Genomic DNA, 23,402 nt, shown 5'->3' on the forward strand with positions numbered 1-23,402 from the left:
TCAAAATCTACGGGATGGTTGTGACCGTGCGCCACGATCCATTTGTAGAGCTCGGGCTTTCGACGCAACAGTCGCGCCGCAGCTCGTTCTTGATTCATTTCAACGGTAGAGTAGGGATTCCAGTGGAAGTGATTAAACAACTCGCCATCTGTTCGACCAAACGCCAAAATCCCCTGCTCACTGGCAAATGCCCCGTGATTGATATATGCCGGGCGCCAGAAGTAGCCGCCGGTCGGCAAATAGCCAAATTGCATCATCCACGATGTGCCCCAGATGTGATAGGCCTCTTCAGCGCAATCATGGTATGAGATGTTGTCTTGGAAAAATCCCGGAACCATGCAATAGAGAAATGAGAGGGCATGAGTCCGTTCATCCATGCGAAGGATTTTCAGATAACATCCAGGGGCTGTCGCCGGAAAGAGCGTCGGCTCGCGCCAGAAAAGATCATCGTAGGCGTTGACCTGAATCAGTCCTGAGCGGTTGGCAGCGTCGTGGTCTTGATCTGATTCTTCAAAATTAGGCTCCGTCTGGTTGTACATCAGCAGCGCCAGACATCCTGTTTTCGTGGAGATTTCCGGCATGGCTACGCCGGCGGGGATGAAGAAGTAATACCCTGGGCCGCACATCCGCTCGCCGACACGCAGCCCACCTTCCATAATCAGCAACTCAATGTCGGAATAACTAAATCCGGGCGGCTGCTTGTAACCAGCGTCGAATTGCACCGTCATGGTGCACGCGCCTGTGTCTTTATCAATGCTCAACATCTTGTAGTGCATCCCTGGAGGGAATCCGGGCAATGTCATTTTTTTGAATGATACATCACGATCGCAAAACGGTTCGATATGTGGTCGTGCCATAGTTGCTCCTTTTCAGTCCGCAGAGCGCGCGGCAGACACAGAGAGAAAGAGACTCGCTCATCTGAAACGTTTCACATTCACTCTGGGTGACGCGCTCATGCTCATGGGTGAATCGTGTGAAGTGAGGCATCGAGCGTTACTCGACGTTTCCTCAGCTCATTGTTGATCTGTTCTGATGTTGCTTAATACACCACACGGATTTTCTTCTTCGGCTTGGGCGGGATTTCTTCCGGTTTGATCTTGCGCCGATTATCCCAATGAACGTTGAATCCTCGCGTCTGAATGCGCTCGAAGAATTCAGCAATCCACTTCTCACGCTGTGGGCTGAGCGCATCCATCTCAGCGACAATCCGCTTGTACTTCTCTTGTTGCTCCTTAAGCTCTTGCTTGAGCCACGCCTTGACTGCCTGAGTTCGTTTGGGCTTGGGAATTGTTGCCATTATGACCTCCTTAACAAGAATTGTTGTTGAGAAAATTTGTGCACGTGAGTGAACTGGCTGCCGGATTTACCTTTTGGAGTACGCCGGCAAAGCCAGAGCGGCGACGGCGCTCTTTTGGAGTGCGCCGGCAAAGCCAGAGCGGCGACGGCGCTTTCTGTCCAGGCGCTCCGCGCCAAGGCAAAGCGGCGTCGCGCCCCGCAGGCTTGCAAACAGACTGCAAAGCGGCGACGGCGCTTCTTTGGAGTGCGCCGGCAAAGCCAGAGCGGCGACGGCGCTTTCTCCCCACGCGCTCCGCGCCAACGCAAAGCCGCGTCGCGCCCTGCGGGCTTGCCGCCGCACTCCAAACCGCATGCTCATATCGGATTTCGATATTCGGGCTGCCGTGCTGGTGGCACCCGCTTCAAACCCACTGCTCCAGCCGGTAGACACGAACAGCATTCTCGTAGAGCAACTTCTGCTTGACCGATTCCTTCAATTCAAGCTCGTTGATTTCTTTGATCGCCCGCTCAAATTCGATGACAGGCCAATCAGTGCCAAACAACACCTTATCCTGACCACGGCCGTTGATGAATCGAATCAACGATGGGTCCCAATAACGGGGCGCATGGGCATCCGTGCCGATATAGACATTCGGATGTTTCCAGGCAACAGCGATCATTTCTTCTGTCCACGGGTAGCCAATGTGAATGCCGATGATGGTCAATTCAGGGAAATCAATCGCCACGCGATCCAACGTGATGGGACGCGCGACAGTGGGCAAAAATTGTTGAGCCGAATGGCCGACCTGAATTTGAATCGGCACGCCCAGCTCGGCGCACTTGGCATAAAACGGATAATAAGCGCGATCATCGGGCGGGGCGCCATACCAATGAGGATAAACGTGCGCGCCCACGAATCCCAGTTCGCGCACGCAGTAATCCAGTTTCTTCAGCCACGTCATGATCTGGTACGGATTGATTCCAATCAGTCCTTTGAACCGCTTGGGATGTTGCTCAATAACTTGCTGGATCAGCCAATACGGTTTCTCAAAAAACTCATCTGAGCCGGGCTTGCCGCCTGTTGTTGCCACCAGCAAGCCTTTCTCGATGCCGGCAGCATCCATGCGTCGCAGTTGTTCCTCCAGCGGAATGCCGGCTTTGGTCTGTTCGTAAATCTTGACCCACTTCCAAAAGATGTCGAGCTTGCTCGGATAGTTTTTAGTGACTTCCTCTGTCCACAGATTCACAACGATGTCAATGATGGGCATCAGGCATCTCCCTAAATTTTTCGAGCTCGATCCTGCCAGTATGGTTCGCGCAAGACCCGCCGGAGCACCTTGCCGGTGAGGTTTCGCGGCAAGCGGTCAATGAAATCAACCGATTTGGGGCACTTGTAACCGGCCAGTCTCTCCTTGCAAAACGTGATCAGTTCATCTTCGCCGAGCGACATGCCCGGTTTGACAACGACGACCGCTTTGACGGCCTCGCCCCATACTTCGTGAGGAACGCCAATGACAGCGCACTCCAACACGGCTGGGTGCTGATAAATGATTCGCTCCACTTCTGTCGGATAGACGTTGAGCGCGCCGCTGACGATCATGTCGTGTTTGCGATCCACCAGATAGATGTAGCCGTCCTCATCAATAGTGGCCAAGTCGCCGGTATAGACCCAGCCGTCTCGCAGAGCCTCGGCCGTGGCTGTAGGATTATTCCAGTAGCCGACCATATTGCCTTCGGTGTAGACGGCGACTTCACCGACATTGCCCGGTTCGACATCCGTCCCATCGGGATTGACGACGCGCACACCAACATTGCACTGAGGCCGCCCGCACGAGCTCAGGAGCTTGGCCCAGCGTTCGTCCTGCAATGCTAGCCGATGCTCATCCGGTTCCAAGACTGTGCCGGCGCATCCTGTTTCTGATGTGGCGTATGTTTGTCGAAAGTCACAGCGAAACACTTGCGAGGCTCGCCGCAGAACAGGCTCCGGCATCGGCGCGCCGCCATAGAGCAAGACCTTCAGGCTCGATAGATCATAGCGATCAATATCGTCGCGCATGCTCAGCATTTGAATCGTCGTCGGAACCAGGTTCGTGAACGTGATGCGTTCTTGTTGAATCGTCGCCAGCGCTCGCTCCGGCTCGAAGTTAATCAACACGATGTAACTGCCCACGTAGACGGCGCAGAAGATGCCGGCAATCCCCGCGGCTGAATAAAGCGGCGCCGGCAACATCACGCGATGAGTTGAATGGCTGCCAATGGCATGCACGTGAACGAACATCCCGATCAACGTACCTCGGTGGGTATACATCACGCCCTTGGGGAAACCGGTTGTGCCGCTGGTGTAAAGAAACAAGAGCAGGTCATCGGGGTTGATCGGCCGCTCTGGTGCTGGTTCAGCTTCATGCCCAGCTTCAATGAGCGAGTCGTAGGACGTCATATACTTGGGCAAGGCGCGACCCAGCGCAACAACCTGCTTGATGTATGGTGAGCGCGATGCGACGCGGTCAGCCACATCAACGTACTCCGGTCCGGCGACGAGAACCACAGCGCCCGCGTCGTTACAAATAAACTCGATCTCCGGCTCGCTCAAGCGATAGTTGATGGGAACGCTGATGACGCCAATTTTGGCCAAGCCGAATAGGAGCTCGACATACTCATGGCAATTTTTGCTCAAAATGGCCACGCGGTCGCCTTGTCGCACGCCGCGCCGTTGCAATGCCGAGGCCAACCGATTGGCCCGCGCATTGACTTGGTGCCACGTCAGCCGCACGTCGCCGTAGACAATGCCGACGCGTTGCCCGCTATAGCGAGCGTGCCGACGCAGGATGTCGCCAAAATGAGCGAGGTCTCCAAACATCATCGCGCTAGTCACTGGCAAAGCGGCGTCGCGCCCCGCGGGCTTGCTAACCAACCGCAAACCGGCGACGGCGCTTTCTTGGAGTGCGCCGGCAGAGCCAGAGCGGCGACGGCGCTTTCTGTCCAGGCGGTGTGCGCCGAGGGAAAGCGGCGTCGCGCCCTGCGGGCTTGCCGCCGCACTCCAAAGCGACTGACTTCGTTTCACCCTCGGCGGCGCTTATCGCACTCGCACTTCTTTGATCAGTGTGCGCTTGACGAGTTCTCCATCTTTGAACCAGTGCCACGTGCGCGCGCGATGATTGCCGTCAGGACTCAACTGGATCATCTCGTAGAGGTAGTTCTCCGGATCAGTTTTGTAGACCCAGGTCAGCAGAATGGTGTTCTCATCGGCTTCCCAGGCATAGCCTTTGATGCGCTCGGTATCGAACCAGATCTTTCCATCCCGATACGTCGCGGGGAATTGATGTATTTCCTCTCGACCATCTGGCCACGTGTAGTGATTGGTTTGATGATAGCCGTCGGGATTATCCTCAGGAAACCGGCACGTCAAATGGGAAGCGTGCTGATCAATGATCTTTGCTTCAGCATCCACGTAAATGTACGTTCCTTTCCACTCGCCTTCGTGTCGAGCCAATAATGGCATAGCTTCACGTAATGACATAAACACGTTCCTCCTTTTCTGTTTTCGCCTTCAGATTGCCTTGGAGTGCGGCGGCAAGCCCGCAGGGCGCGACGCCGCTTTCCCTCGGCGCACACCGCCTGAACAGAAAGCGCCGTCGCCGCTCTCGCTCTGCCGGCGCACTCCAAAAATTATGAAATTGACTGCGTCTTCAATTCTTCAAACCACCAGGGATCAACGACAGGTTCTGTCTTGATGATCAATGCTTTCTTTCTCAGAAACCTCATGATCGAAGCCGGCCCCATGCGCGATCCGCCGAGGCCAGAACGCTTGAATGAATGCTTCTCTCCCTCGTGCATGACACTGGTCAACGCAGCGTCGTTGATACTAATGGCTCCTGCTTCCAATTTTTGAGCAACGGTCAGCGCGTCCTGCTCGCTTCCAAAAACGGCGGCGCTGAGCCCATAGATTGTGTCATTGGCCAGATCAATCGCCTGCTGAACCGTTGAGAACGGCATGACTGGCATCAGTGGGCCGAATGTTTCTTCAGTCATTACTTTCATCGAATGGTTGACGTTTGTCAGCACTGTTGGTCGGCACCACAATCCGCCGCCCAGTTGCTCAATGCTCCCACCGCAATGGATCGTTGCGCCCTTTTCAACGGCATCGCGCAAATGGGCGGCAATAATGTCGGCTTGATGCACGTCTATAATCGGCCCGATACGGCCGTCTTGATAAGAGGGGTAAGCCAATTGCACGCGAGTCGCCTTATCCACTAATTTTTCGACAAACCGATCAAAGATCGTCTCGGCCACGTAGATGCGCTCGATGGAGAGGCACGATTGGCCGGCGTTGACAACTGAGCCCCACAAGATGGCTGAGGTGGCTAATTCCAAATCGGCTGACTCAAGCACGACGGCGGGGTCTTTGCCGCCCAGTTCGAGAAATGCTGGGATGAACCGCCGCGCTGCGGCTTCACCGACGATGTGCCCCGTCTCGACGCTGCCGGTGAAGCAGACCAGATCAATCAACTGGATCAATGCTGCGCCCGTCTCTCCAGCGCCTTGCACGAAGCCGAAAACGTCGCGCAGAAGGGGCACGCTCGCCACCGTTTCGTTCAACGGGCGAATAAAGCGTGGCGTCACTTCACTCGGCTTGACGAGCACAGCGCAACCGGCCAGCAGCGCCGGAATCGCATCCATAGTGGAAAGTAGCAATGGGAAATTCCACGGGCTGATCACGCCGACCAACGGATAAGGGACCAATTGACTTTTGAGTTCAATGAATGGAATTGAGGTGTGCGCCGGCTCGCGCTCAACCAGCAGCGACGGCGCCAACCGACACCACCGCTCGATGCTGGAAATCACCACCTCGACTTCCAGCACCGACTCCGGCCACCGGCCTGTATCAACGGCCAACACGCTGGCCAGCTCTTGTTTTCGCGCCAGGAGGATTTCTCTCCATTGTTGGAGCGCGGTGATGCGCTCAGCCAGGCCGGCGTGCCACCAATCACGTTGCGCTTGACGCAACCGCTCGGCGTGAGCCTTCAATTGCTCAGGCGTGGGCGGCGTGATGAAATCATCGAACTGACCGGTGCGCGGATTGCGCACCGGAATTTGCTCGACCATTTTTAGATCACCCCTTCTCTCTCCAGCCGTTCGATCGTCTCTTTTTGCGTCCGCACAAAGTGCGACCGGTCGGCTGTTTTCTCAAGCAGCGTGTTAGCCGGATAGAAATGAAACTGCCGGTAGCTGTCTGCATACAGCTCGAACCGCTGCCGCGACAGTAAATTCTCCATGCCGGGCCGCCGTCGGTAAGCCCGCAACGAATCCAGGTCAATGTCGGCATACGCGACGATGCTTTCGCCAGGCCCTGCCTTGGCCAACACGCGACCGTGATAGTCAATGATGACCGAGCCGCCATCGGTGGACGCGCGAGGGATAGCAATATCCTCGATGCCGGCCGAGTTCGCGGAAATCACATAGACGAGGTTCTCGACGGCGCGGGCAGCTTTGGCAATGCTTTTCGGCGTCGGCTCTGGACTGGACGCTTCCGATGAGGAGTGCACGATCACCTCCGCACCACGCATGGCCAAACAACGTGTGATTTCGGGAAACAGAATCTCTTCAGATGCGACAGCAGCCAGATTGCCGATCTCAGTTCGCGCGACGGGAAACACGGCCTCCAGGCCATAGATGTCCAGATAGCGATCCCACACGTCATGCGGCGTCGGCGCAAACATCGAATTGAGCCGTCGGTACCGCAAGATCACGTCGCCCGATGGACCGATGATGAAACTGGTCTGAAAGTAGAGATCAGGAAAGTGCGCATCCAGCTCGTAGGCGTTGCCGGCAAGAAAAATCTTATGCGCTTGCGCAATCTCTCCGAGCCATTGGTATTCCTGGCCTGTCGGCTCCAGGCAGGCCTTCTGCGACCACACCTGGAACGATTCGCCCATCGGGAAGCCGGTCAGAAAATACTCAGGCAGCACAACCAGCCGGGTATCAGCGCCGAGCCAAGCCAGCGTTGATGAAATTTGTCGGCGCAATCGCTCAATCGTTTCGCGCATGCGCGCGCGGGCTTGCTGGGCGTCAGTGAACGCATTGACGGCGCGACACGTCACCTGCATGGCCACAGCGCGAAATCGGCTCAGCGAATGGTGATGTCCTTCCATGGCTGCTCTTCTCCAAACTCTCGTCGCAACGGGCTTAGCGGCTCGATGCGCGGAATGAACAACATGACGATCAACGCAGAAACCAGATGCATGATCGAGACGATGACAAAGACCGGCTCATACGAGACGTGATCCACCAGCCATCCAATCAGCGGCGTGAACAACATGCCTCCGACGCTGCCGGCTGCCCCCGATAAGCCCCACACAGTGGCGACATTTGATGATTCAACCAAATCGGCCGGGATGGTGAACAACGATGCGGATTTGATCTGAATGGCAAACATGGCCACCGCAATCAGCAGCAGCGCCATTCCAGGCGACGAGACAAAGTATGCTGGCATGGCCACAGGCACCATCGCTGCGCCCAGCCAGATCATCAGCTTGCGCGAGCGATTGACCGTCATGCCGTTGCGGATGAGCCGCGTGCCGGCCCATCCGCCAAATAAGCTGCCGGCATCAGCCGCCAGAAAAGGAATCCAGGCGAACAGACCGATTTGTTGAAGGCTGAAGCCGCGCACATCATGCAGGTAGGTCGGCAACCAAAAAGCGAAAAAGTAAAATGCTCCGTCGCAGACGAACCGTGAGAGCATCAATCCCCAGACTTCTTTGTAACGGAAAAAGTGATGCCAGGGCGTCTTCACGCGCGGGGCCGGATTGCGGAATTGCTCGCCCAGGATCAGTTCGGCTTCTTGTTGTGTCAGTCGCCGATGAAACTCTGGCGTGTCGTAAATTTTGTGCCAGGCGATTAACCAGACGAATCCGATGGCGCCGGTCACGACGAAAGCCATCCGCCATCCCAACGTGATGACTAACCATGCCACCAGCGGCGGCGCGATGATCGCGCCAAAGCCGGGGCCGGCATTCAAAATGCCGACAGCGGTTGAGCGCTCTGTTTTGGGAAACCATTCAGCAATGGCTTTCAGTGCCGCCGGATAATTGCCGGCTTCACCGACGCCCAGCAGGAATCGAAAGATTGAAAGGCTCCACACGCCACTGCCCAGCGCGTGTAGCATGTTAGCGACTGACCACCAACTGATGGCCAGTGAAAAGCCGCGCTTCGTGCCAATGCGATCAATCAGCAGCCCCGTAACAACTTGCATCAGCGCATAGGCCAGCAAAAACGACGTGACGATCCACGAATAGTCCTGCTTGGAGAGATTCAAATCCTCCATGATGGTTGGCGCAGCGACCGAGATGGCTTGACGATCAATGTAGTTGATCGTCGTCGCCAGGAAGATCAGCCCGACAATGATCCAGCGCAGATTGGTGCGCAGGCGAAGCGACAACGCGCTGGGAAGACTGGCTGAGATCATCGCGAGAGCAGAATCGGTTGCAGCGCCAACGACGCTCAAGCGTCAGTGGTTCTTATCTCGAAGCGTGGCCGCAGATGGCATGAACAGTGAGCTCGATGAACCTTCGTGCTAATTGGCTGCCTTTTGCAGATCAGCCGGCGGCGCAAAGAACTCATCAGGAAAATCCTGATTGTAGCGAACGCTCTCCCACATCACGTCGAAGAGTTTATGTCCCTTGAACAGTAGTTTGACGTGTCGCGCTTCCCTGACCTGCTCGCTCAGGTCGTAGGGCCAGTAGATGCGTTCATGATGGCCTGAAGGTGTATCGAAGGCGACTTTGTGAATCAAGCGTGTTTCTTTATCAATCCAGAAGTCCGTGCGCCGCTTCTCCAAATCGGTAATGGAGATGTGAAACGCAGGACGCCCTTCAACCTCACCGTCAGGGTGCTGTTCAACCACAAAGCCCGGCGTTTCAGCAAAGCGAATGATGCCGAAGCCAAAATGACGATCAAGCTGCAAATACTCGGCAACGGGTTGAGCTTGCCCACTGATGTCAGCCCAGAACCGCGTTCCGTCATAGCCTTGGCGGAAGAAGACCTTGCCACCTACCCAGGCTTCCGCGCGCAGTTTGCCGCCGGGCTGCCGCGCCGAGGTGCTAGCTTGTGGCACGACGCGCGTGATGGTCAGTTGATCAATCACAACATCGGGACTCTGATCCATCGGATGATAAATGGCTCGCCCTTTCAGTTGCATCGAACGCGGGCGATGGAATGCTTCACCGCCATGAGCAGCGATCGCCTGACGCACAAGCGACAACGCCGCAGATACCTCGGCGCTCGCGGCACTCGGTTTGGCGGCTGGCAAATATGGTTGAATAGCCGCTTCAAAGACTTCAAATGGCTTGCGCCCTTGCAAGGTCGCCTTCAACGTTCCTTCTGTATCGAGGATGTAGGAAGTCGGCACAATGTCACTCCAGCTTGGATCAAGCACGCTGATCAGTTTGTCCGCCGGCGACTCGCTACAGTGATAGGTGGTGAAAGCAGGCGCGCGCGCTTTGACGAATGGCCTGACTTTGCTCTCCAGTTCATCCGGCTCGTCTATCGCAATGGCGATGACGCGCAGCCCGCGATCGTAGTATTGCTGCTGAAGTTTTGAGAGATCAGGAAACTCTCGAATGCACGGTATGCACCACGTCGCCCAGATGTTCACCAGTACAACATGACCTTTCAAACTGGCCAGCAGACTACGAAATTGTTGGGCATTGATTGGCTCGACCGTTTTTGTGCTTCCGTCAGGTTGTTGGGTTGGCTGGCCTGATGACTGAGAGGCGTGCGAGTCAACCTGCACGCCAGTTGTCGCCGATGAAGCGCCCGCTAGCAACAAGAGAACAAGGCTCACCGTGATCATTCGTGAGTTCATCACCATCTCCCTTATGTCATGGAATAACCGGGTTGGCTTAATCTCGATAGGATGGGTCCATGCGATCCAGTTTTCTGAGCAGCCCAGGCCAACTAAGCTGGCCGCCGAGGCCGCGCGTGACCACTTCAACTTGCTCTGTGATGCCATCCAGAATGGCCTTGTCAATCGGAATCAGCTCAGAGCCGCCTGATTGTGCCAGGATTTGAATGCGACAAGCGTTCTCCAGCAGGTACATTGCCTGAAACGCATCGGCGACTGTTGGCCCGACGGTAAGCAATCCATGATTGCGCAGAATCAGAAATGTCTTATCGCCCAGATCAGCCACCAGTCGCGGTTTTTCGTCTTCATTCAGCGCCAGCCCTTCGTAGTCGTGATAGCCAAGCGAAGCCAGGCAGATCGCCGATTGCTGCGAAAGAGGCAGCAACCCATCCTTTTGCGCTGAGACAGCAATGCCGTATGGCGTGTGCAAGTGCATCACACAGATTGCGTCCGGTCGAGCTGCATGAACGGCGCTGTGAATGGTGAAGCCGGCTGGATTGATGACATACGGTGTGTCCATCACGATGCGCCCTTCCAGATCAACTTTGACCAAGCTGGACGCTGTGACCTCCTCGAACAGCATGCCGTAAGGGTTGAGCAAAAAGTGATGATCTGTTCCCGGCACGCGGGCTGAAATATGCGTGTAGATGAGGTCATCCCAACCGAAATGCGCCACCAGCCGATACGCGGCAGCCAGATCAACGCGCATCTGCCATTCTTCCTGAGAGACGCGCTCCTTCAAGTTGGGATGTGGAGTTGTTGACAGGTTGTTCATGAAATCCTCGTTCTGATCGAGTGATACAGCTTGAGCTGGCGCGAGAAATTCTGCGGCCCGTTGCTTTCTGTCAAACGCTGCCAATCGCTCTGTAAGAGCGTTGTCGCAAAATGCTGCCCATGACCGCCGTCAGCAACCAAGGTGGCCGAAAGCCGCCAATGCCAACGCCGAAGCCGTTGCGACCACATGCGCCGAAAAACGGAAAAGGCAAAGGCAAAGAGGAGAAGCTCCTCTTCGCCTCGCTCCTTTCCTAACCTACCCGATCATGGCGATCGTCGCCGACCCGCTGCTAGCGGCGAAGCGCGGTGAACTTACCGACCGTGATGACGCGGTTCAGTTGTTGATTGATCGTCGCCGGGTCCGTCGCTGCTAGCGGATCAGCCAACAGCACGGCTCGCCCTTCGACTGTGTTGGGGTTTACATAGCGACCATCCAGCAGGAACGTACCGGGCGCAACCGGGCTGGGCAGCTCGAACGTCATGGCAACGCCGACCGGATTAGCGCCGGTCAGCGGCGTGTGTCGCCAACCAAATCCGATTGTGCGGCAGTTGGTGGTGCATCCAAAGTTCAGCGCGCCTAACACGATGCCGCCGCCACGCGCACTGGAAGCAGGCGCGCTCTGATTCCCTTCGGAAGCAGCCGGCGCACTGGTGGCCTCCACGACGTAGACAAACAGACTGGGATTCTCCGGCGTGCCCAGGTCAATCACCAGGTCCCACTTGCCGACGAAGCTGGGTTGCTGGGCTTGAGCAGGAACCCACGCGCCAGCCAGGATCAAGCAACTGAGAAAGATCATCACAAACGTTTTTCGTGTCATAGGTTGATTCTCCTCCACAAGTTATAGTGTGTGAGCTTGATGGCTCATCAAATCCGGCTCAAACCGCCGACGGTTTCCGGGCGCGAACATTGTGCCACAGAAGCCCTCTTTGAGGGAAATTCAAAATCCGAATATATCCGAAACGTTTCGGATTTCGGATTTCGTGCTTCGAATTTCCCTCGAAGAGGGACCCACAATCAAAAGATGAGTTTGAGAGCGACTTGCATCACGCGCGGGTCAGCCGCCGTGAACACTCGGCCAAAGTTGGGATTGATATTGGCCACCCCGCCTGGCGCATCAATCGGCGCGACAAACGTGCGATCGGGCACAGCAAAATTTGTCTGGTTCAGCAGATTGAAGATCTCCCAGCGGAACTGCACCCGCCACCGCTCCGTGATGCTCGTCTCTTTTTGGAATGAGAGGTCTATGGCGCTGAAGCTATCGGCTTCCACGATGTTTCGACCGGCCGTGCCGAAGAAACCGGGGGTCGGCGTGACAAACGCGGCGACATTGAACCACTGCTCGGCCGTGCGCGGGCCAGCATTGGGGTCGCCGATCAAATTAGGCCGGTTGCTGTTGGTTCGCCCGATTTGATGAAAATCGGTAGTGCTATCCACAGTAAACGCCGTGCCTGTGCGATACGACCCAATGCCGCTGATTTGCCAGCCTTCGATGAGTTTTCTGCCAACGCCCGTAGCGCTCGCGCCGAAGGCGCGACCTGGGCCGAACGGCAATTCATACACCGCGCTGACCACAAACCGATGCCGCGCGTCAAAGGCCGAACGCCCTTTCTCAGCTTTTCGGTTGAACGGATTGCTAATGCCGCCCGAATCAGAATCGTTCGACCCTGATGATCCGGCCGAATTATTATCCAGCGACTTAGCCCACGTGTAATTCGCCGAAAACTGCAATCCACCGGAGAGCCGTTTGACTACGCGAGTTTGCCAACTGTGATAGGTGGAAAAGCCGTAATCGGTCCACACGGCCATGCCGAAGACATAGGGGAAGAATTCACGAGTCGCGTTGTCCTGCAACGGTCGCCGATAGTTTCGGCTATCGGTCAAGAACAGCCGAGTGCCTTTCGAGCCGACATAACCCGTCTCGAACATCAGATCACGCACCGGCGTGGTCTGGATATTCAAGCTCCACTGCTGGGCATAGCCGGATCGCATCTCAGGGTCAACCGGCAGCAATAAGGCAAACGCTGCTGGGTTGACGCCCATGAAGTTGGCGATGGTGATCGGCGTCCCGTCAGGGTTACGCGCCGGCGTAGCGACGAAGAAATTCTGACGCGAGCCGGTATACCCGAAGGGTGGACGGGCTGTCATGGTGGTGGCAGCGAACTGTTCTTTCCGATTGTAGTAAATGCCGTAGCCGGTTCGCAGCACCAGTCGGTCATCGCCCAGGACGCTCCAGGCCAGCCCAAAGCGAGGCCCGAAGTTGTTCTTGTCCTCGTGAATCAATCCCGGATGGATGCCATACTCCTCCGAGGTCATGATGGGAAAGCCGGAGAAGCCGTCTCGCAAAGTGGCCGAGCGAAACTCTGACGCCGGCGCAATCCGGCCGCCTTCGCTGGGAATAATGATCTTTCGCGTGCGATTCAGATCGAAGTTGGAAAGTTGCAAATTCCTATCGGCCAGCGGCTCTTGATAGTCATAGCGTAGCCCGTAATCCAATGTGAGCCGTGCATTGACCCGCCAGCTATCCTGCACGTACCAGTAAAACTCATTGCCGCGGAAATCGGCGGCTGCAATGGCGCCCGTCGCGCCTTGATGGGGCAAACCGAGCAAGAAGTCGGCGAAGGGGTGATTGCTGGTGTTGCGCGTCGAGCCGAAGCTGTAGCTGCCACGCACGAAATTCTGGATGGCCGGCGCAAAATTGACGCGAGCGTACTGGAAGCCGAACTTCAGCGTATGCGCGCCAACGGTGTAGGTCACGTTGTAGTCGTACTGATAATCGTTGTTGACGCGCGTGATCGTATTCGGCTCATCGCCAAATGGACTGAACCCGACCACGTTGATGCGCGGGACGCCGATGGTGAGCTCGGTTTGATCAACCAACCCCTGAATGTTGTTCCGCGCCGCCACATTATTGCCGCGCTGTTCGTGCTCTTGACCGCCAAACGTGCGATTGTAGCCAAACCGGAATTCGCCGACGAGTTTGCTCGACCAGACGCGCGTGTAATTGAGCGCCAGATTCCGATTGTTGGTCGTCAAATCCCATCCGAATCCTGGCACGGCAGCGCCGGTGCGCGTGCCCTGGGTAATCGCGCCGAACGGCGAATAGGCGGTGATGTTGGAGAAAATAAACCGCCCGTAGAGGGTGTCTTTGGACGACAGGCGATGGTCAATGCGGAAGGTGAATTGATCGGTCCTATTGCGAAACGCCGGCGAGGCAACCAAATTCTGCGAAAGGCCAGGACGATTCGGGTCCGGCCACAACGACAACAAATCGCGGGCTACAGGGTCGAACCGACTCATCGGAATTTGGTTGCCGGGGAAAAAGGTATTGCGGAACGGCGCGCCCGGCGCATACGGATCGCGCAGGTCAATGTCGTTGCGCGTGGCCGGATCGCCGTCGCCGACTTCGCTGAAATCGCCCCGCTTCATCTTCAGCGTCGGCACAGTCAGCGTGCGCGTCTGCGGCACTCGCAATCGCAGGCCTTCAAAGTTGCCGAAGAAAAAGGTTCGATCACGAATGATCCGCCCGCCCGCTGTGAAACCGAATTGGTTCTGCTGATAAACCGGCTTCGCGTCGTCGAAGAAATTGCGCGCGTTGAGCCGGTCGTTGCGGAAGAACTCATAGATCGAGCCGTGAAACTCGTTGCTGCCGCTTTTAATCGCGATGTTGATTTGCGCGCCGCTGGTGACGCCGGCTTCGGCTGAATAGAGACTGGATTGCACTTTGAACTCTTGGATGGCCTCGACTGAGGGCGAGACGGTAAGCGAATTGAAGAACCGGTCATTCACCGAGACGCCGTCAACGGTGTAGTAATTGTCCGTGTCGCGCGAGCCGTTGACGGTGATGTTCGGGCCTGTCAGATTGCCTGTCAAGCCGCCACGAAACCCGCCGGTCGGCCCGCGACTGACACCCGGCGTCAATTCGGCCAGTTGAAGAAATTGCCGTCCGTTCAGCGGCAAATCGAGGATGCGCCGGTTTTCGATGACCTCACCTAGTTCAGCGCTTTGCGTATTGACCAGCGTTGTCCCTGTGCTGATGGTGATTTCTTCCACCGGCGCGCCAGCCACCAGTTGAAAATCCAATCGCACCCGTTGCGCGATTTGCAGGACGACGTCTTCACGAATTTTTGTCTTGAAGCCCTCCTTCTCGCAGCGGACACGATAGGTTCCAATCGGCAGCACAGGAAATTCAAAGGCACCACTGGAATCCGTCTCAACAGTGCGCTCTAAGCCGGTGGCTAGGTTGATGGCTGTCACCCGAGCACCGGCGATCACTGCGCCTGTCTCGTCTTCAACGGTGCCCAAGATAGCGCCGGTAGTTTGAGCGTGGACAGTGGCCAATGTCACGCTCAATGCGACGGCCACTGCCAATGCACAAAACACCGATCGCTTCAATTGCGACAGTATAGTTCGATTCATGTTCACCTCCTTAAACACACCAGAAGATGACACTGGATGCTGCATTCACATTGTGGCCGACGGTTCATGCGTGTCACCCTAGGTGAGATTCGCAAGCCCATACGGGGAAATCCGAAATCCCAAATCCGAAATGGCAAACGTTTCGAATTTCGGATTTCGCGCTTCGGATTTTCCCGCAGGGGCTGTTGTGGTTTAATGCCGATGTGCGACGACGGTCGGCCACACTTGAAACATAATGCGGTCGTTCTGTTGCCAAGCGACATAGGCTACACCATCCTTGCCGACGGCAACCGAAGGATACGTGGCCGAACCTTCCGGGGCGCCGAATTCGATCGCCGGACCAAACGATTTGCCATGATCGGTTGAGACCTTCATGTAAACGCGCCGCTCTTCGCCCACCCGCGCATCCCAGAAGACGTAGACCGAATCATCAGGCCCAACAGTGACACCCGGATGATCCGAGACCTTCGCTTCAGGATGCAACAGTTGATGGGGCGCAAACGTCTTGCCGCCATCTTCGGAGACTGTGAAATAGACGCCGGCTGGCTTGGCCCCGGCGGTATAGTAGACGGCATAGAGTCGTCCTCGTCGGTCCACGGCCATGGCTGTCGGCTTGAGCGGGCAGCCGTTGATCATCCATTTAGCGGTGGTGACGGGCACTGGCTCGGAATAGGATTTTCCTTTGTCATCGGAGCGAGCCACGGCGCTATCGCGCGAGCCATCGTCACCGACGCGCCGCATTGAGAGATAAGGTTTAGAATCAGGCGAGAACGTCACCCAGAGCTGACAACACGGGCAAGCAATCGCGCCGAACACTTTCCGCTCCGGCTCAAAGCTCTTGCCGTCATTGCGTGAAACGACACCGTAGATGGTGCCGTTGTCCCCTTCTTTTCTGATCTCCCGTGTGTCAATCCAATAAACATAGACAGAGCCATCCGGCGCGACACCCATTGCGCCGAAGCAATGCGCGGCATCCAATTCGCCGTCGTCGTATTGACTCTGGTAGATGGAATTGAGTCGGCGCGGTTTCTCAAATGTGCGCCCACCATCGGTCGAGCGCGTATACATGGCATCCACTGCCTGACGTGGCGCGCCTGCCGGGCGACGATTACCGGAATAGAAGATGTGAATGGTGCCTGACTTGCCGATCGCGATGCGAGGTTTGCTCGTGTTGAATCCCCACACGCTGCCTTCCACATCATTGACGCGAACGGGCGTTGAGAAGGTCCGGCCACCATCGGTTGAGCGTGCGAAATACAAATTCGTATTGCTCTTGTGCGTGTGTTCGCCGGGCTTCAAATGCGCGCGGTTGGGCGCATCGGGCGTTCTGTCCACCCAGATGACGTTGATGCTCCCATCAGGACCGAGCGCCACTTCGGGACTGGCTGCCTGGTGACCATTGGGATTCAGCACGATGGCTGCGCCGCCGTCGGTGGGAGCCGGCCGGCTTTCGGCTCGCGTTTCCGCCTTCTTCTGCCCGATCACTTTTTTGAAGTAGGTCCAACTGGTCTCGTTGGGGCGTTGATCATCCAGGGGCGGCGGTTGCTGGTAGATGGGATAGTTCTGCTTAATCTCTTGCTTGACCAGTTCGGGCAAATCATCCCAACGGCTCAGCCGCATACCGGCGGCATGGAAGATCATCAGGCCAGGCCGGTCACCCATTTCCATCCACGGTAACCACTGCGAGATGCGCCCCCATGAGACACTGGCCTGTTCGACCCGATTCTTGGTGGCGTCCAGCAGGTCTTGCTCGTTGATGAACCAATTGAACAGCTCCATCGCATGATACGTGCCACCAACATAATTCTGATACTCGCCGCCCAGCGGATTGGTGTAAAACAGCGGCACCTCAAAACTGAGCAGTACCTGCCCATCTTTGAACGTGCCAGGGAACTTGTAATCGCCGCTCGGCCCACGAGCAAACAGCGGCGCTCGCATGTTGACGGGATCGTTGGCCACATGAAGCACTTCGACTTCTTTGCCCGTCCACGGATTCTTCCATCGGCGTAACACCTGATCGGTATTCGGGTCCAAGTAGAACATCACTTCGCGCGAGACCATGCGAAATCCGTATCCGCCATTGGCGTCGGGAACGGTCACACACGCGCGGATGTTCATCCCCTGAACATTGAACAGGTGACGATCTTTTTCCCCCGGCACACGACTATAGACGCGCCCGCGCCACCAGTAGACGGCTGGCTCGCCATCGGTCAGCGAGCATTGCGCCTTGCGATACGCCTTGAGCGCGTCCTCAGGATTGTTCAGGTTCAATCGCTGAGCCTGAACCCATTGCACACTCAGCAAAATCAAACAGAGCATGGACACAAACTGTTGCTTTTTCATACCGACATCTCCTTTACTGACACCTTGACGGTTCACTGATACAGCTTGATTGATCTTGATTGACCTGGTCTGAATAATCTAGACCTGATCGGCCTCCCTTGACTATACGATTGATTGACACTGCTTGACCGATACGGTTGACCCCGGATTCTCAGTTGAACTGAACACGCCGCAGCGCGGTAAAATCTGAAACCCTCCTCGAGGGAAACCCACCAGTCCGAATATCGAAATCCGAATATGAGAATGCTCTTTGGAGTGCGGCGGCAAGCCCGTAGGGCACGACGCCGCTTTGCCCCGGCACGGAGCGCCTGCACAGAAAGCGCCGTCGCCGCTCTCGCTCTGTCGGCGCACTCCAAAAAAGCGCCGTCGCCGCTCTCGCTCTGCCGGCGCACTCCAAAAAAGCGCCGTCCCCTCTTCGCCTTGACTCCGGATTCTCAGTTGAACTGAACACGCCACGGCGCGGCCAACGGAAGCGACTACTCGCCAGCGGAGGTCATGATGTGACGCAGCGCGGCGATCAGCTCGTCCACTTGCGCGGCTGTGTTGTAGATGTGTGGCGAGACGCGAATCGCATTGAGCGGCTGCGGGAGCTCCGCGTCGGCGACTTCCTTGACGGTGATGCGCCACTCATCACGCAGCCGTTTGAACACTTGCTTATTGCTTTTGCCGATAATCCGAACGGTGGCCATCGGCGAGGCCAGCGGACCATCGAAAGTGGAAATCAACTGGAGATTGGGGACCTCGACCACCGCCCGTTTGAAGCGATTGATCAGCGCCATATTGTACGCATGAACGCGCTCGGCCCCAATCTGCTGATGAAAATCAATGGCAGCGCCCAATCCCAATATGTCATGCAGGTTGGTCGTCCAGGCGAAATTGAGCCGACTCACCTGCGTGTCAATCGTCCCAACATCGGCAGGCACATGATGCTCAGGATAAGCATGGATGAATCGGCGCAGGCGCTTCAGGTGCTCCTTTTTCACGTAGAGTAAGCCGGTGCCACGCGGCCCGCAGAGCCATTTGTGTCCGCTCGCTGCATAGAAATCGCAACCAATCTCCTTGACATTGACCGGCTTCATCCCGACCGGATGCGCGCCGTCAACCAAGTACAAGATACCTTTGCGCCGCGCGATCTGGCCAATTTCCTTCACGGGCATCACCAGGCCAGTTGAATAGAGAATGTGGGACACAGCGATCAAGCGCGTGCGCGGTCGAATACGCTTCTCGATAGCCTCTAAAATCTCATCATCGCGTTCAGGCGAAAGCGGCAGCGGCAGCGTGTCAACAACGATCCCGCGGTGCTGCGCCAAGAAATCCCACACTGCCATGCCGCCCGGATGTTCATGCGTGCTGGTCAACACATGATCGCCGGGCCGCAGATCAAGGCCCAGGCCGATCATGTTCATCCCTTCTGTCGTGCTATGCGTGATGGTGACTTCAACCGGCTCAGCGCCCAGCAACGCAGCAGCTTTGTCGCGCACTTTGAATGCCTGGGGCATGCCTTGCGCCCAGTAGCCATACGTCGGCAGCGCGTCCATCATGCGCATGGCTTCGGTCACTGTCTCAGTGACCACGCGCGGCGAGGAACCGAGCGTGCCGGTGTTGAAAAACGCCCGATTCGGGTCGAGCCGGAACTCACGCCGGACGTGCGCCCAAAACGCCGTCTGATCGCCCTCAGTTGAAGCTTGCGGAAAAGCGTTCAACAACCCAGCAAACGGGGTCACAGCAGCGGCGCTCAAGAAGTGGCGTCGGCGCATATCAATTCGACTTGCCATCGCTGCCGAAGTATTCGCGATAGGCGCAGATTTTGTCGCCGCAGACATCCATCGAGACGGCCACGCGGTTCTTGTACGGCTCGCCGCGCAGCACGCCTTCGTCGCGGAACTCAAACACCACGGTCCGCTCGTTTCCCGTCACGCGCAGCACCTCCGTGATGCGCACGCCTTCGGGAAACACCGTCGAGACATACCGGAAAAACTCGGCCGCTCGCTCTTTTCCAACATTCTGCCCTTGATATTTGCCGGTCGGGAAGTAGAACGTGAAATCATCGGACAACATGTCGAGGAAGGGCTGCCATTCTCCTTTGGCCAAGCCGTGCCGGAAATGCTCGAATGCCCGTTGTGCCACCTGCATCGTCCGGGCAGCCGCGTTGGAGCCAGTCTTCTGTGGCATGGACGCAGTCTCCGTTGCAGTCATCGTGGCTTGCGGTTGCGCCGATGAGAGAGCGACGGCGCTCGCCCCAATCAGCAGGAGCGCGCACCAGGCGGCGCGTTTGCTCAAGAGGATTGATTGTGTCATGAGAGTCATGGTTCTGCGCTAGGTGATAAAGCAGGTTTCAATTCACCGCGATCCACGCGGATGAGCATGGGCAACGTGACGAGCACGCAGAGCAGGACACAAATGCCCGCCGTCATAAACGCTGCGCGATAGCCGACCAGCGGGGCGTATGCTTGGCCAACCCACTCTGTGATCGCTCCGCCAAGAAATGGTCCGAGCAGAAATCCAATCGAGCCGAATGAATTGAACCCGCCCATGGCCGTCGCTTTGACCGATTCGCCTGCGATGTCGGCAACTAGCATCAGCGTGGGAATAAACATGGCCGCGGCGAGCAATCCCAAGATCACCATCAACCAGGGCAAAGCACCGAGGGGAACCAGTCCGACCAACGCAACGCCCACGGCATACAACGCCGAGCCGCCGCCCAACAACAGCGTGCGCGTAGTCCGCTCGGCCACCCAGCCAAACGGGTAACAAGCCAGCGCAAACGGCAACAACAACATTGTCATCAGCGCGCCGATTTGCGCCGGGTCCTGATGATGAATGTTGCGCAAGTAAAGCGGAAAACAACTCACAAAGAAGCCTTGAGCCAGCCGCTCAACGAACACATAAGTGAATGGCGTCAGCAGCGCCCGGTTATTTTTAACCAGTCTCAACGCAGCGCGCAGCGATTCAGCGCGATGGGCGATGGGCTGTTCACGCAGCAACACGATCACAGCGCAGGCCGCCACCAACGAGACAAACGCGCCAGCCCACAGGGGCAACAACGGGTCTTGCCGGCCTAAGAGGCCGCCCAACGGAGCGCCTAAGGCAATGCCTAAACTCAAGCTGCCGCCGGCTACACCCATGATCAGGCCGCTGCCCGTCACCTTGGCATAATCGGCTGCTACCGCCAACAACAGCGAGATGGCAAAAATATGGGCTGCGCCTTCCAAAAAACGCAGCGCCATCAATGTGGCATAATTCGGCGCCCATACCATCAACGCGAACAGCACCGCGTCAATCAACAACCCACCGGCAATGAGCGGCCTTCGTCGGCCTAACCGATCAGACCAGGAGCCAGCAACCGGCGCGGCAATCAACGCCCCTACCATATTGACGGACATAAACAGCGATGTCAGCAGCTCGCCAACATGATAGCGATCCTGCACCACCTGCTTCAGCACCGGTATGACCATCACCACCGGCAGCATGACCAAGATGATCAGTAGCCCTAAGATGGCCATGAAACGGGTCTGACTGACCGGCTGATGATGTGTCGCTGTGGTCATGATACGTCTGTTTCGCCTTCAGAATCTGCGGAGCGCCCGGACAGGAAGCGCCGTCGCCGCTTCGCACTGCCGGCGCACTCCACACCCATCCTTTTGCGCCGAGACAGCAATTTCGTGAGCGCTGAATCATAGACGAACCTCCCGCGAAGCGCAAATGGATCACTCACGGTGCAGCTCGACCGGGCGCTTGATGAATTGTCCCACGCCAGGCCGAGCCACAATCTGACCATCCGTGTAGAGCAACTGGCCACGCAGGATCGTCTGCGTCGGCCAGCCGGTGAGTCGAATGCCGGCAAACGGCGTGAAATCTTCAGCCGATTGCAACAGCTCAGGCGTCACCGTATGCACTTTGTGAGGATCAATGATCGCAAAATCCGCATCGCCGCCTACGCGGATTGTTCCCTTGCGCGGATAGAGCGCGAAGCTTCTCGCGGGATTGGCTGAAGCAAGCTCAGCAATGCGCGTCAACGATAGGTTGCGTTTGTGGTAGCCTTCCGAAATTAACACGGGATAGAGCAGCGAGGAACCGCCAAAGCCCGGCAATGCCGTCCACAAGTCCGGGCCTTTCTCTTCCTCAAAGCAACAGGCGTGATCGCTGACCACTGTGTCCACTTCGCCACTGTCAATTCCCTGCCACAGGAATGCAGCGTCTTGTTGCGTGCGAATTGGCGGATTGACTTTACCAATAAGGCCGCCGACTCTGTCACAACTGAGCATCAGATGGTGCAACGTGACCTCCAGTTGAATGCCCAGATGAGGATACTGACGCCGCACATCAATCCCTGCTTGCAACGCCATCTGACCGCTCAAGTGCAACAAATTGATCGGACAATTGGCAGCATCAGCCAAAATCACTGCTTCGTGAATGGACAATCGCTCGGTTAGTGGCGGACGCGCTTGGCTGTAGGCCTCCAGCCCTTCAAGGCGCTTGGCTTTGACTTCTTCAATGAAGACCCGAATCAGCTCAGGGTTCTCACAGTGCAGGCTCAAGGAAATACGCCCCTGCCGGCGATGCTTATGCGCCATCGCAGAAACCTGTTCCATCAGCCGATACAGATGGCCGAGGTCATAGTTCTCAGCCATCGTATAGTCACGGCCCTGCGTGGAGTCAGCTTGCAGCGTCAGGCCTTTGTAGAACATGTAAAACTTGAACGAGCCGACGCCGAACTGTTCAACCAGCATCGGCACTTCGTCCAGTTGCTCGGCGGTCATAACCGCGATGTGATAGCCGTAGTCGGTACAAAAATGGCCGTCGGACAGCTCCAGCACCTCTGGAAAAATCTCGCGGTACGGCCCCGATTTGTTCAAGTAGTGATGGCCTGTTCGGAAGTAACTCAACAGCGTGGTGACACCACCAACGAGCGCCGAAGCTGATTCGCTCCGGGCATCTTCCGAGAGCGGGCGATAGATGCCAATATGAAAGTGTGAATCAACGGCGCCGGGAAATACGAATTTGCCTGAAGCATCCAGCGCCTGCTCGCCTTCGCTGGCCGCAATCGAAGAGCTGATGGTAGCGACGCGACCATCTTTGACGCCAATATCGGCAGCGAAGACGCCTGTATAGGGGACGACGAGTGTTCCGTTTTTTATCACCAAATCATAGCGACTCATTATGTGTGACTCCTCAATGTCCGCGCCGAGGCCTCATCAGCGACGAGCGCGTTCATCAGCTCGCCGATGTCGGCGAGCGATTCCAGATGTTCGATCATTGTCACGACCTTTTGCTGACGTTGCTCCGAAAGAACGCCGTCAGCCAATGAAGTGAATTTGCGCTTCAGCTCACGGTCCGTCAGTGGAGAACGGGGATCGCCCTTGGGATAATCCACGCGGCAGCGGTAAAACCGACCGGCGCGCGCCCAAATAGCCACCTCGCAGGACTGCGTGGACGGAAACAGCCGTTCAAATTCGTCGTTGGTGCGCACGCGAATCTTGGGCACAAGACTGAGAATGCGCGGGTCGCTCAGCTTGTCCGGCTGAAATTGACGCGGCGTCAGTTCACGGTCGGCAATGGCTGCTGCCAGACAATACGGCAGACTGTGATCAGCCGTCTCTTTCGACGTGATTTCGTACTTGGATGGATCAGACAAAATGTCCGCAGCGCGAGCAATCGTTTGGACTTCGACCAGCTCGATTTCCTCCGGGTGCA

The 23,402-nt window shown here is 56.7% G+C and carries 18 protein-coding genes; all 18 read right to left on the reverse strand.

Annotated elements, in window-relative coordinates; genetic code table 11:
• A partial coding sequence (locus NZ823_11975) for a DUF4437 domain-containing protein (protein MCS6805839.1) occupies positions 1-857 on the reverse strand: 857 nt, incomplete at its 3' end.
• 182 nt (positions 858-1,039) lie between these two features.
• Positions 1,040-1,297: a hypothetical protein gene (locus NZ823_11980; GenBank protein ID MCS6805840.1), complete on the reverse strand. Its 258-nt coding sequence runs from the start codon at positions 1,295-1,297 to the stop codon at positions 1,040-1,042.
• A gap of 400 nt (positions 1,298-1,697) precedes the next feature.
• Positions 1,698-2,543, reverse strand: a complete 846-nt coding sequence (locus NZ823_11985; protein MCS6805841.1) for an amidohydrolase family protein — start codon at positions 2,541-2,543, stop codon at positions 1,698-1,700.
• Positions 2,544-2,554: 11 nt separating this feature from the next.
• The gene (locus NZ823_11990) at positions 2,555-4,135 is read right to left on the reverse strand and encodes a long-chain-fatty-acid--CoA ligase (protein ID MCS6805842.1); all 1,581 of its coding nucleotides are present in this window, start codon (positions 4,133-4,135) and stop codon (positions 2,555-2,557) included.
• Between the two features lie 213 nt (positions 4,136-4,348).
• Positions 4,349-4,792 (reverse strand): DUF3598 family protein, encoded by a 444-nt coding sequence (locus tag NZ823_11995; GenBank protein MCS6805843.1) that lies wholly within the window; start codon positions 4,790-4,792, stop codon positions 4,349-4,351.
• A gap of 149 nt (positions 4,793-4,941) precedes the next feature.
• Positions 4,942-6,378: an aldehyde dehydrogenase family protein gene (locus NZ823_12000; protein MCS6805844.1), complete on the reverse strand. Its 1,437-nt coding sequence runs from the start codon at positions 6,376-6,378 to the stop codon at positions 4,942-4,944.
• 2 nt (positions 6,379-6,380) lie between these two features.
• Positions 6,381-7,424: a nitrilase gene (locus tag NZ823_12005; protein ID MCS6805845.1), complete on the reverse strand. Its 1,044-nt coding sequence runs from the start codon at positions 7,422-7,424 to the stop codon at positions 6,381-6,383.
• A complete protein-coding gene (locus NZ823_12010) occupies positions 7,400-8,737 on the reverse strand; it encodes an MFS transporter (GenBank protein MCS6805846.1) in 1,338 nt (445 codons plus the stop codon). The genes NZ823_12005 and NZ823_12010 overlap by 25 nt, the downstream gene beginning before the upstream one ends.
• Before the next feature lie 108 nt (positions 8,738-8,845).
• Complete coding sequence (locus NZ823_12015; GenBank protein ID MCS6805847.1) at positions 8,846-10,135, reverse strand: redoxin domain-containing protein; 1,290 nt, start codon at positions 10,133-10,135, stop codon at positions 8,846-8,848.
• Between the two features lie 37 nt (positions 10,136-10,172).
• A complete protein-coding gene (locus tag NZ823_12020; protein MCS6805848.1) occupies positions 10,173-10,949 on the reverse strand; it encodes a class II aldolase/adducin family protein in 777 nt (258 codons plus the stop codon).
• A 289-nt stretch (positions 10,950-11,238) separates the two neighbouring features.
• Positions 11,239-11,766, reverse strand: a complete 528-nt coding sequence (locus NZ823_12025) for a hypothetical protein (protein ID MCS6805849.1) — start codon at positions 11,764-11,766, stop codon at positions 11,239-11,241.
• A 197-nt stretch (positions 11,767-11,963) separates the two neighbouring features.
• Positions 11,964-15,365, reverse strand: coding sequence for a TonB-dependent receptor (locus NZ823_12030; GenBank protein MCS6805850.1), 3,402 nt, complete (start codon positions 15,363-15,365; stop codon positions 11,964-11,966).
• Between the two features lie 192 nt (positions 15,366-15,557).
• Positions 15,558-17,708, reverse strand: a complete 2,151-nt coding sequence (locus NZ823_12035) for a DUF1838 family protein (GenBank protein MCS6805851.1) — start codon at positions 17,706-17,708, stop codon at positions 15,558-15,560.
• Between the two features lie 476 nt (positions 17,709-18,184).
• Positions 18,185-19,483 carry an aminotransferase class V-fold PLP-dependent enzyme gene (locus NZ823_12040; GenBank protein MCS6805852.1) on the reverse strand — a complete coding sequence of 433 codons (1,299 nt, stop codon included), beginning with the start codon at positions 19,481-19,483 and terminating at the stop codon, positions 18,185-18,187.
• Complete coding sequence (locus NZ823_12045; GenBank protein MCS6805853.1) at positions 19,467-19,880, reverse strand: nuclear transport factor 2 family protein; 414 nt, start codon at positions 19,878-19,880, stop codon at positions 19,467-19,469. The genes NZ823_12040 and NZ823_12045 overlap by 17 nt, the downstream gene beginning before the upstream one ends.
• 131 nt (positions 19,881-20,011) lie before the next feature.
• Positions 20,012-21,256 carry an MFS transporter gene (locus NZ823_12050; protein MCS6805854.1) on the reverse strand — a complete coding sequence of 415 codons (1,245 nt, stop codon included), beginning with the start codon at positions 21,254-21,256 and terminating at the stop codon, positions 20,012-20,014.
• A 159-nt stretch (positions 21,257-21,415) separates the two neighbouring features.
• Positions 21,416-22,867: an amidohydrolase family protein gene (locus tag NZ823_12055; GenBank protein MCS6805855.1), complete on the reverse strand. Its 1,452-nt coding sequence runs from the start codon at positions 22,865-22,867 to the stop codon at positions 21,416-21,418.
• Positions 22,867-23,402, reverse strand: a 536-nt coding sequence (locus tag NZ823_12060) for an MmgE/PrpD family protein (GenBank protein MCS6805856.1), incomplete at its 5' end; no start/stop codon positions are given. The genes NZ823_12060 and NZ823_12055, both read right to left, overlap by 1 nt.

The sequence above is a fragment of the Blastocatellia bacterium genome (assembly GCA_025054955.1).
In the GTDB taxonomy this organism is placed as follows: Bacteria; Acidobacteriota; Blastocatellia; order HR10; family J050; genus JANWZE01.

Coding starts and splice junctions, on each gene's coding strand:
- NZ823_11980 (MCS6805840.1), bottom strand. CDS start 1,297: ATGGCAACAATTCCCAAGCCCAAACGAACTCAGGCAGTCAAGGCGTGG.
- NZ823_11985 (MCS6805841.1), bottom strand. CDS start 2,543: ATGCCCATCATTGACATCGTTGTGAATCTGTGGACAGAGGAAGTCACT.
- NZ823_11990 (MCS6805842.1), bottom strand. CDS start 4,135: ATGATGTTTGGAGACCTCGCTCATTTTGGCGACATCCTGCGTCGGCAC.
- NZ823_11995 (MCS6805843.1), bottom strand. CDS start 4,792: ATGTCATTACGTGAAGCTATGCCATTATTGGCTCGACACGAAGGCGAG.
- NZ823_12000 (MCS6805844.1), bottom strand. CDS start 6,378: ATGGTCGAGCAAATTCCGGTGCGCAATCCGCGCACCGGTCAGTTCGAT.
- NZ823_12005 (MCS6805845.1), bottom strand. CDS start 7,424: ATGGAAGGACATCACCATTCGCTGAGCCGATTTCGCGCTGTGGCCATG.
- NZ823_12010 (MCS6805846.1), bottom strand. CDS start 8,737: ATGATCTCAGCCAGTCTTCCCAGCGCGTTGTCGCTTCGCCTGCGCACC.
- NZ823_12015 (MCS6805847.1), bottom strand. CDS start 10,135: ATGAACTCACGAATGATCACGGTGAGCCTTGTTCTCTTGTTGCTAGCG.
- NZ823_12020 (MCS6805848.1), bottom strand. CDS start 10,949: ATGAACAACCTGTCAACAACTCCACATCCCAACTTGAAGGAGCGCGTC.
- NZ823_12025 (MCS6805849.1), bottom strand. CDS start 11,766: ATGACACGAAAAACGTTTGTGATGATCTTTCTCAGTTGCTTGATCCTG.
- NZ823_12030 (MCS6805850.1), bottom strand. CDS start 15,365: ATGAATCGAACTATACTGTCGCAATTGAAGCGATCGGTGTTTTGTGCA.
- NZ823_12035 (MCS6805851.1), bottom strand. CDS start 17,708: ATGAAAAAGCAACAGTTTGTGTCCATGCTCTGTTTGATTTTGCTGAGT.
- NZ823_12040 (MCS6805852.1), bottom strand. CDS start 19,483: ATGGCAAGTCGAATTGATATGCGCCGACGCCACTTCTTGAGCGCCGCT.
- NZ823_12045 (MCS6805853.1), bottom strand. CDS start 19,880: ATGCCACAGAAGACTGGCTCCAACGCGGCTGCCCGGACGATGCAGGTG.
- NZ823_12050 (MCS6805854.1), bottom strand. CDS start 21,256: ATGACCACAGCGACACATCATCAGCCGGTCAGTCAGACCCGTTTCATG.
- NZ823_12055 (MCS6805855.1), bottom strand. CDS start 22,867: ATGAGTCGCTATGATTTGGTGATAAAAAACGGAACACTCGTCGTCCCC.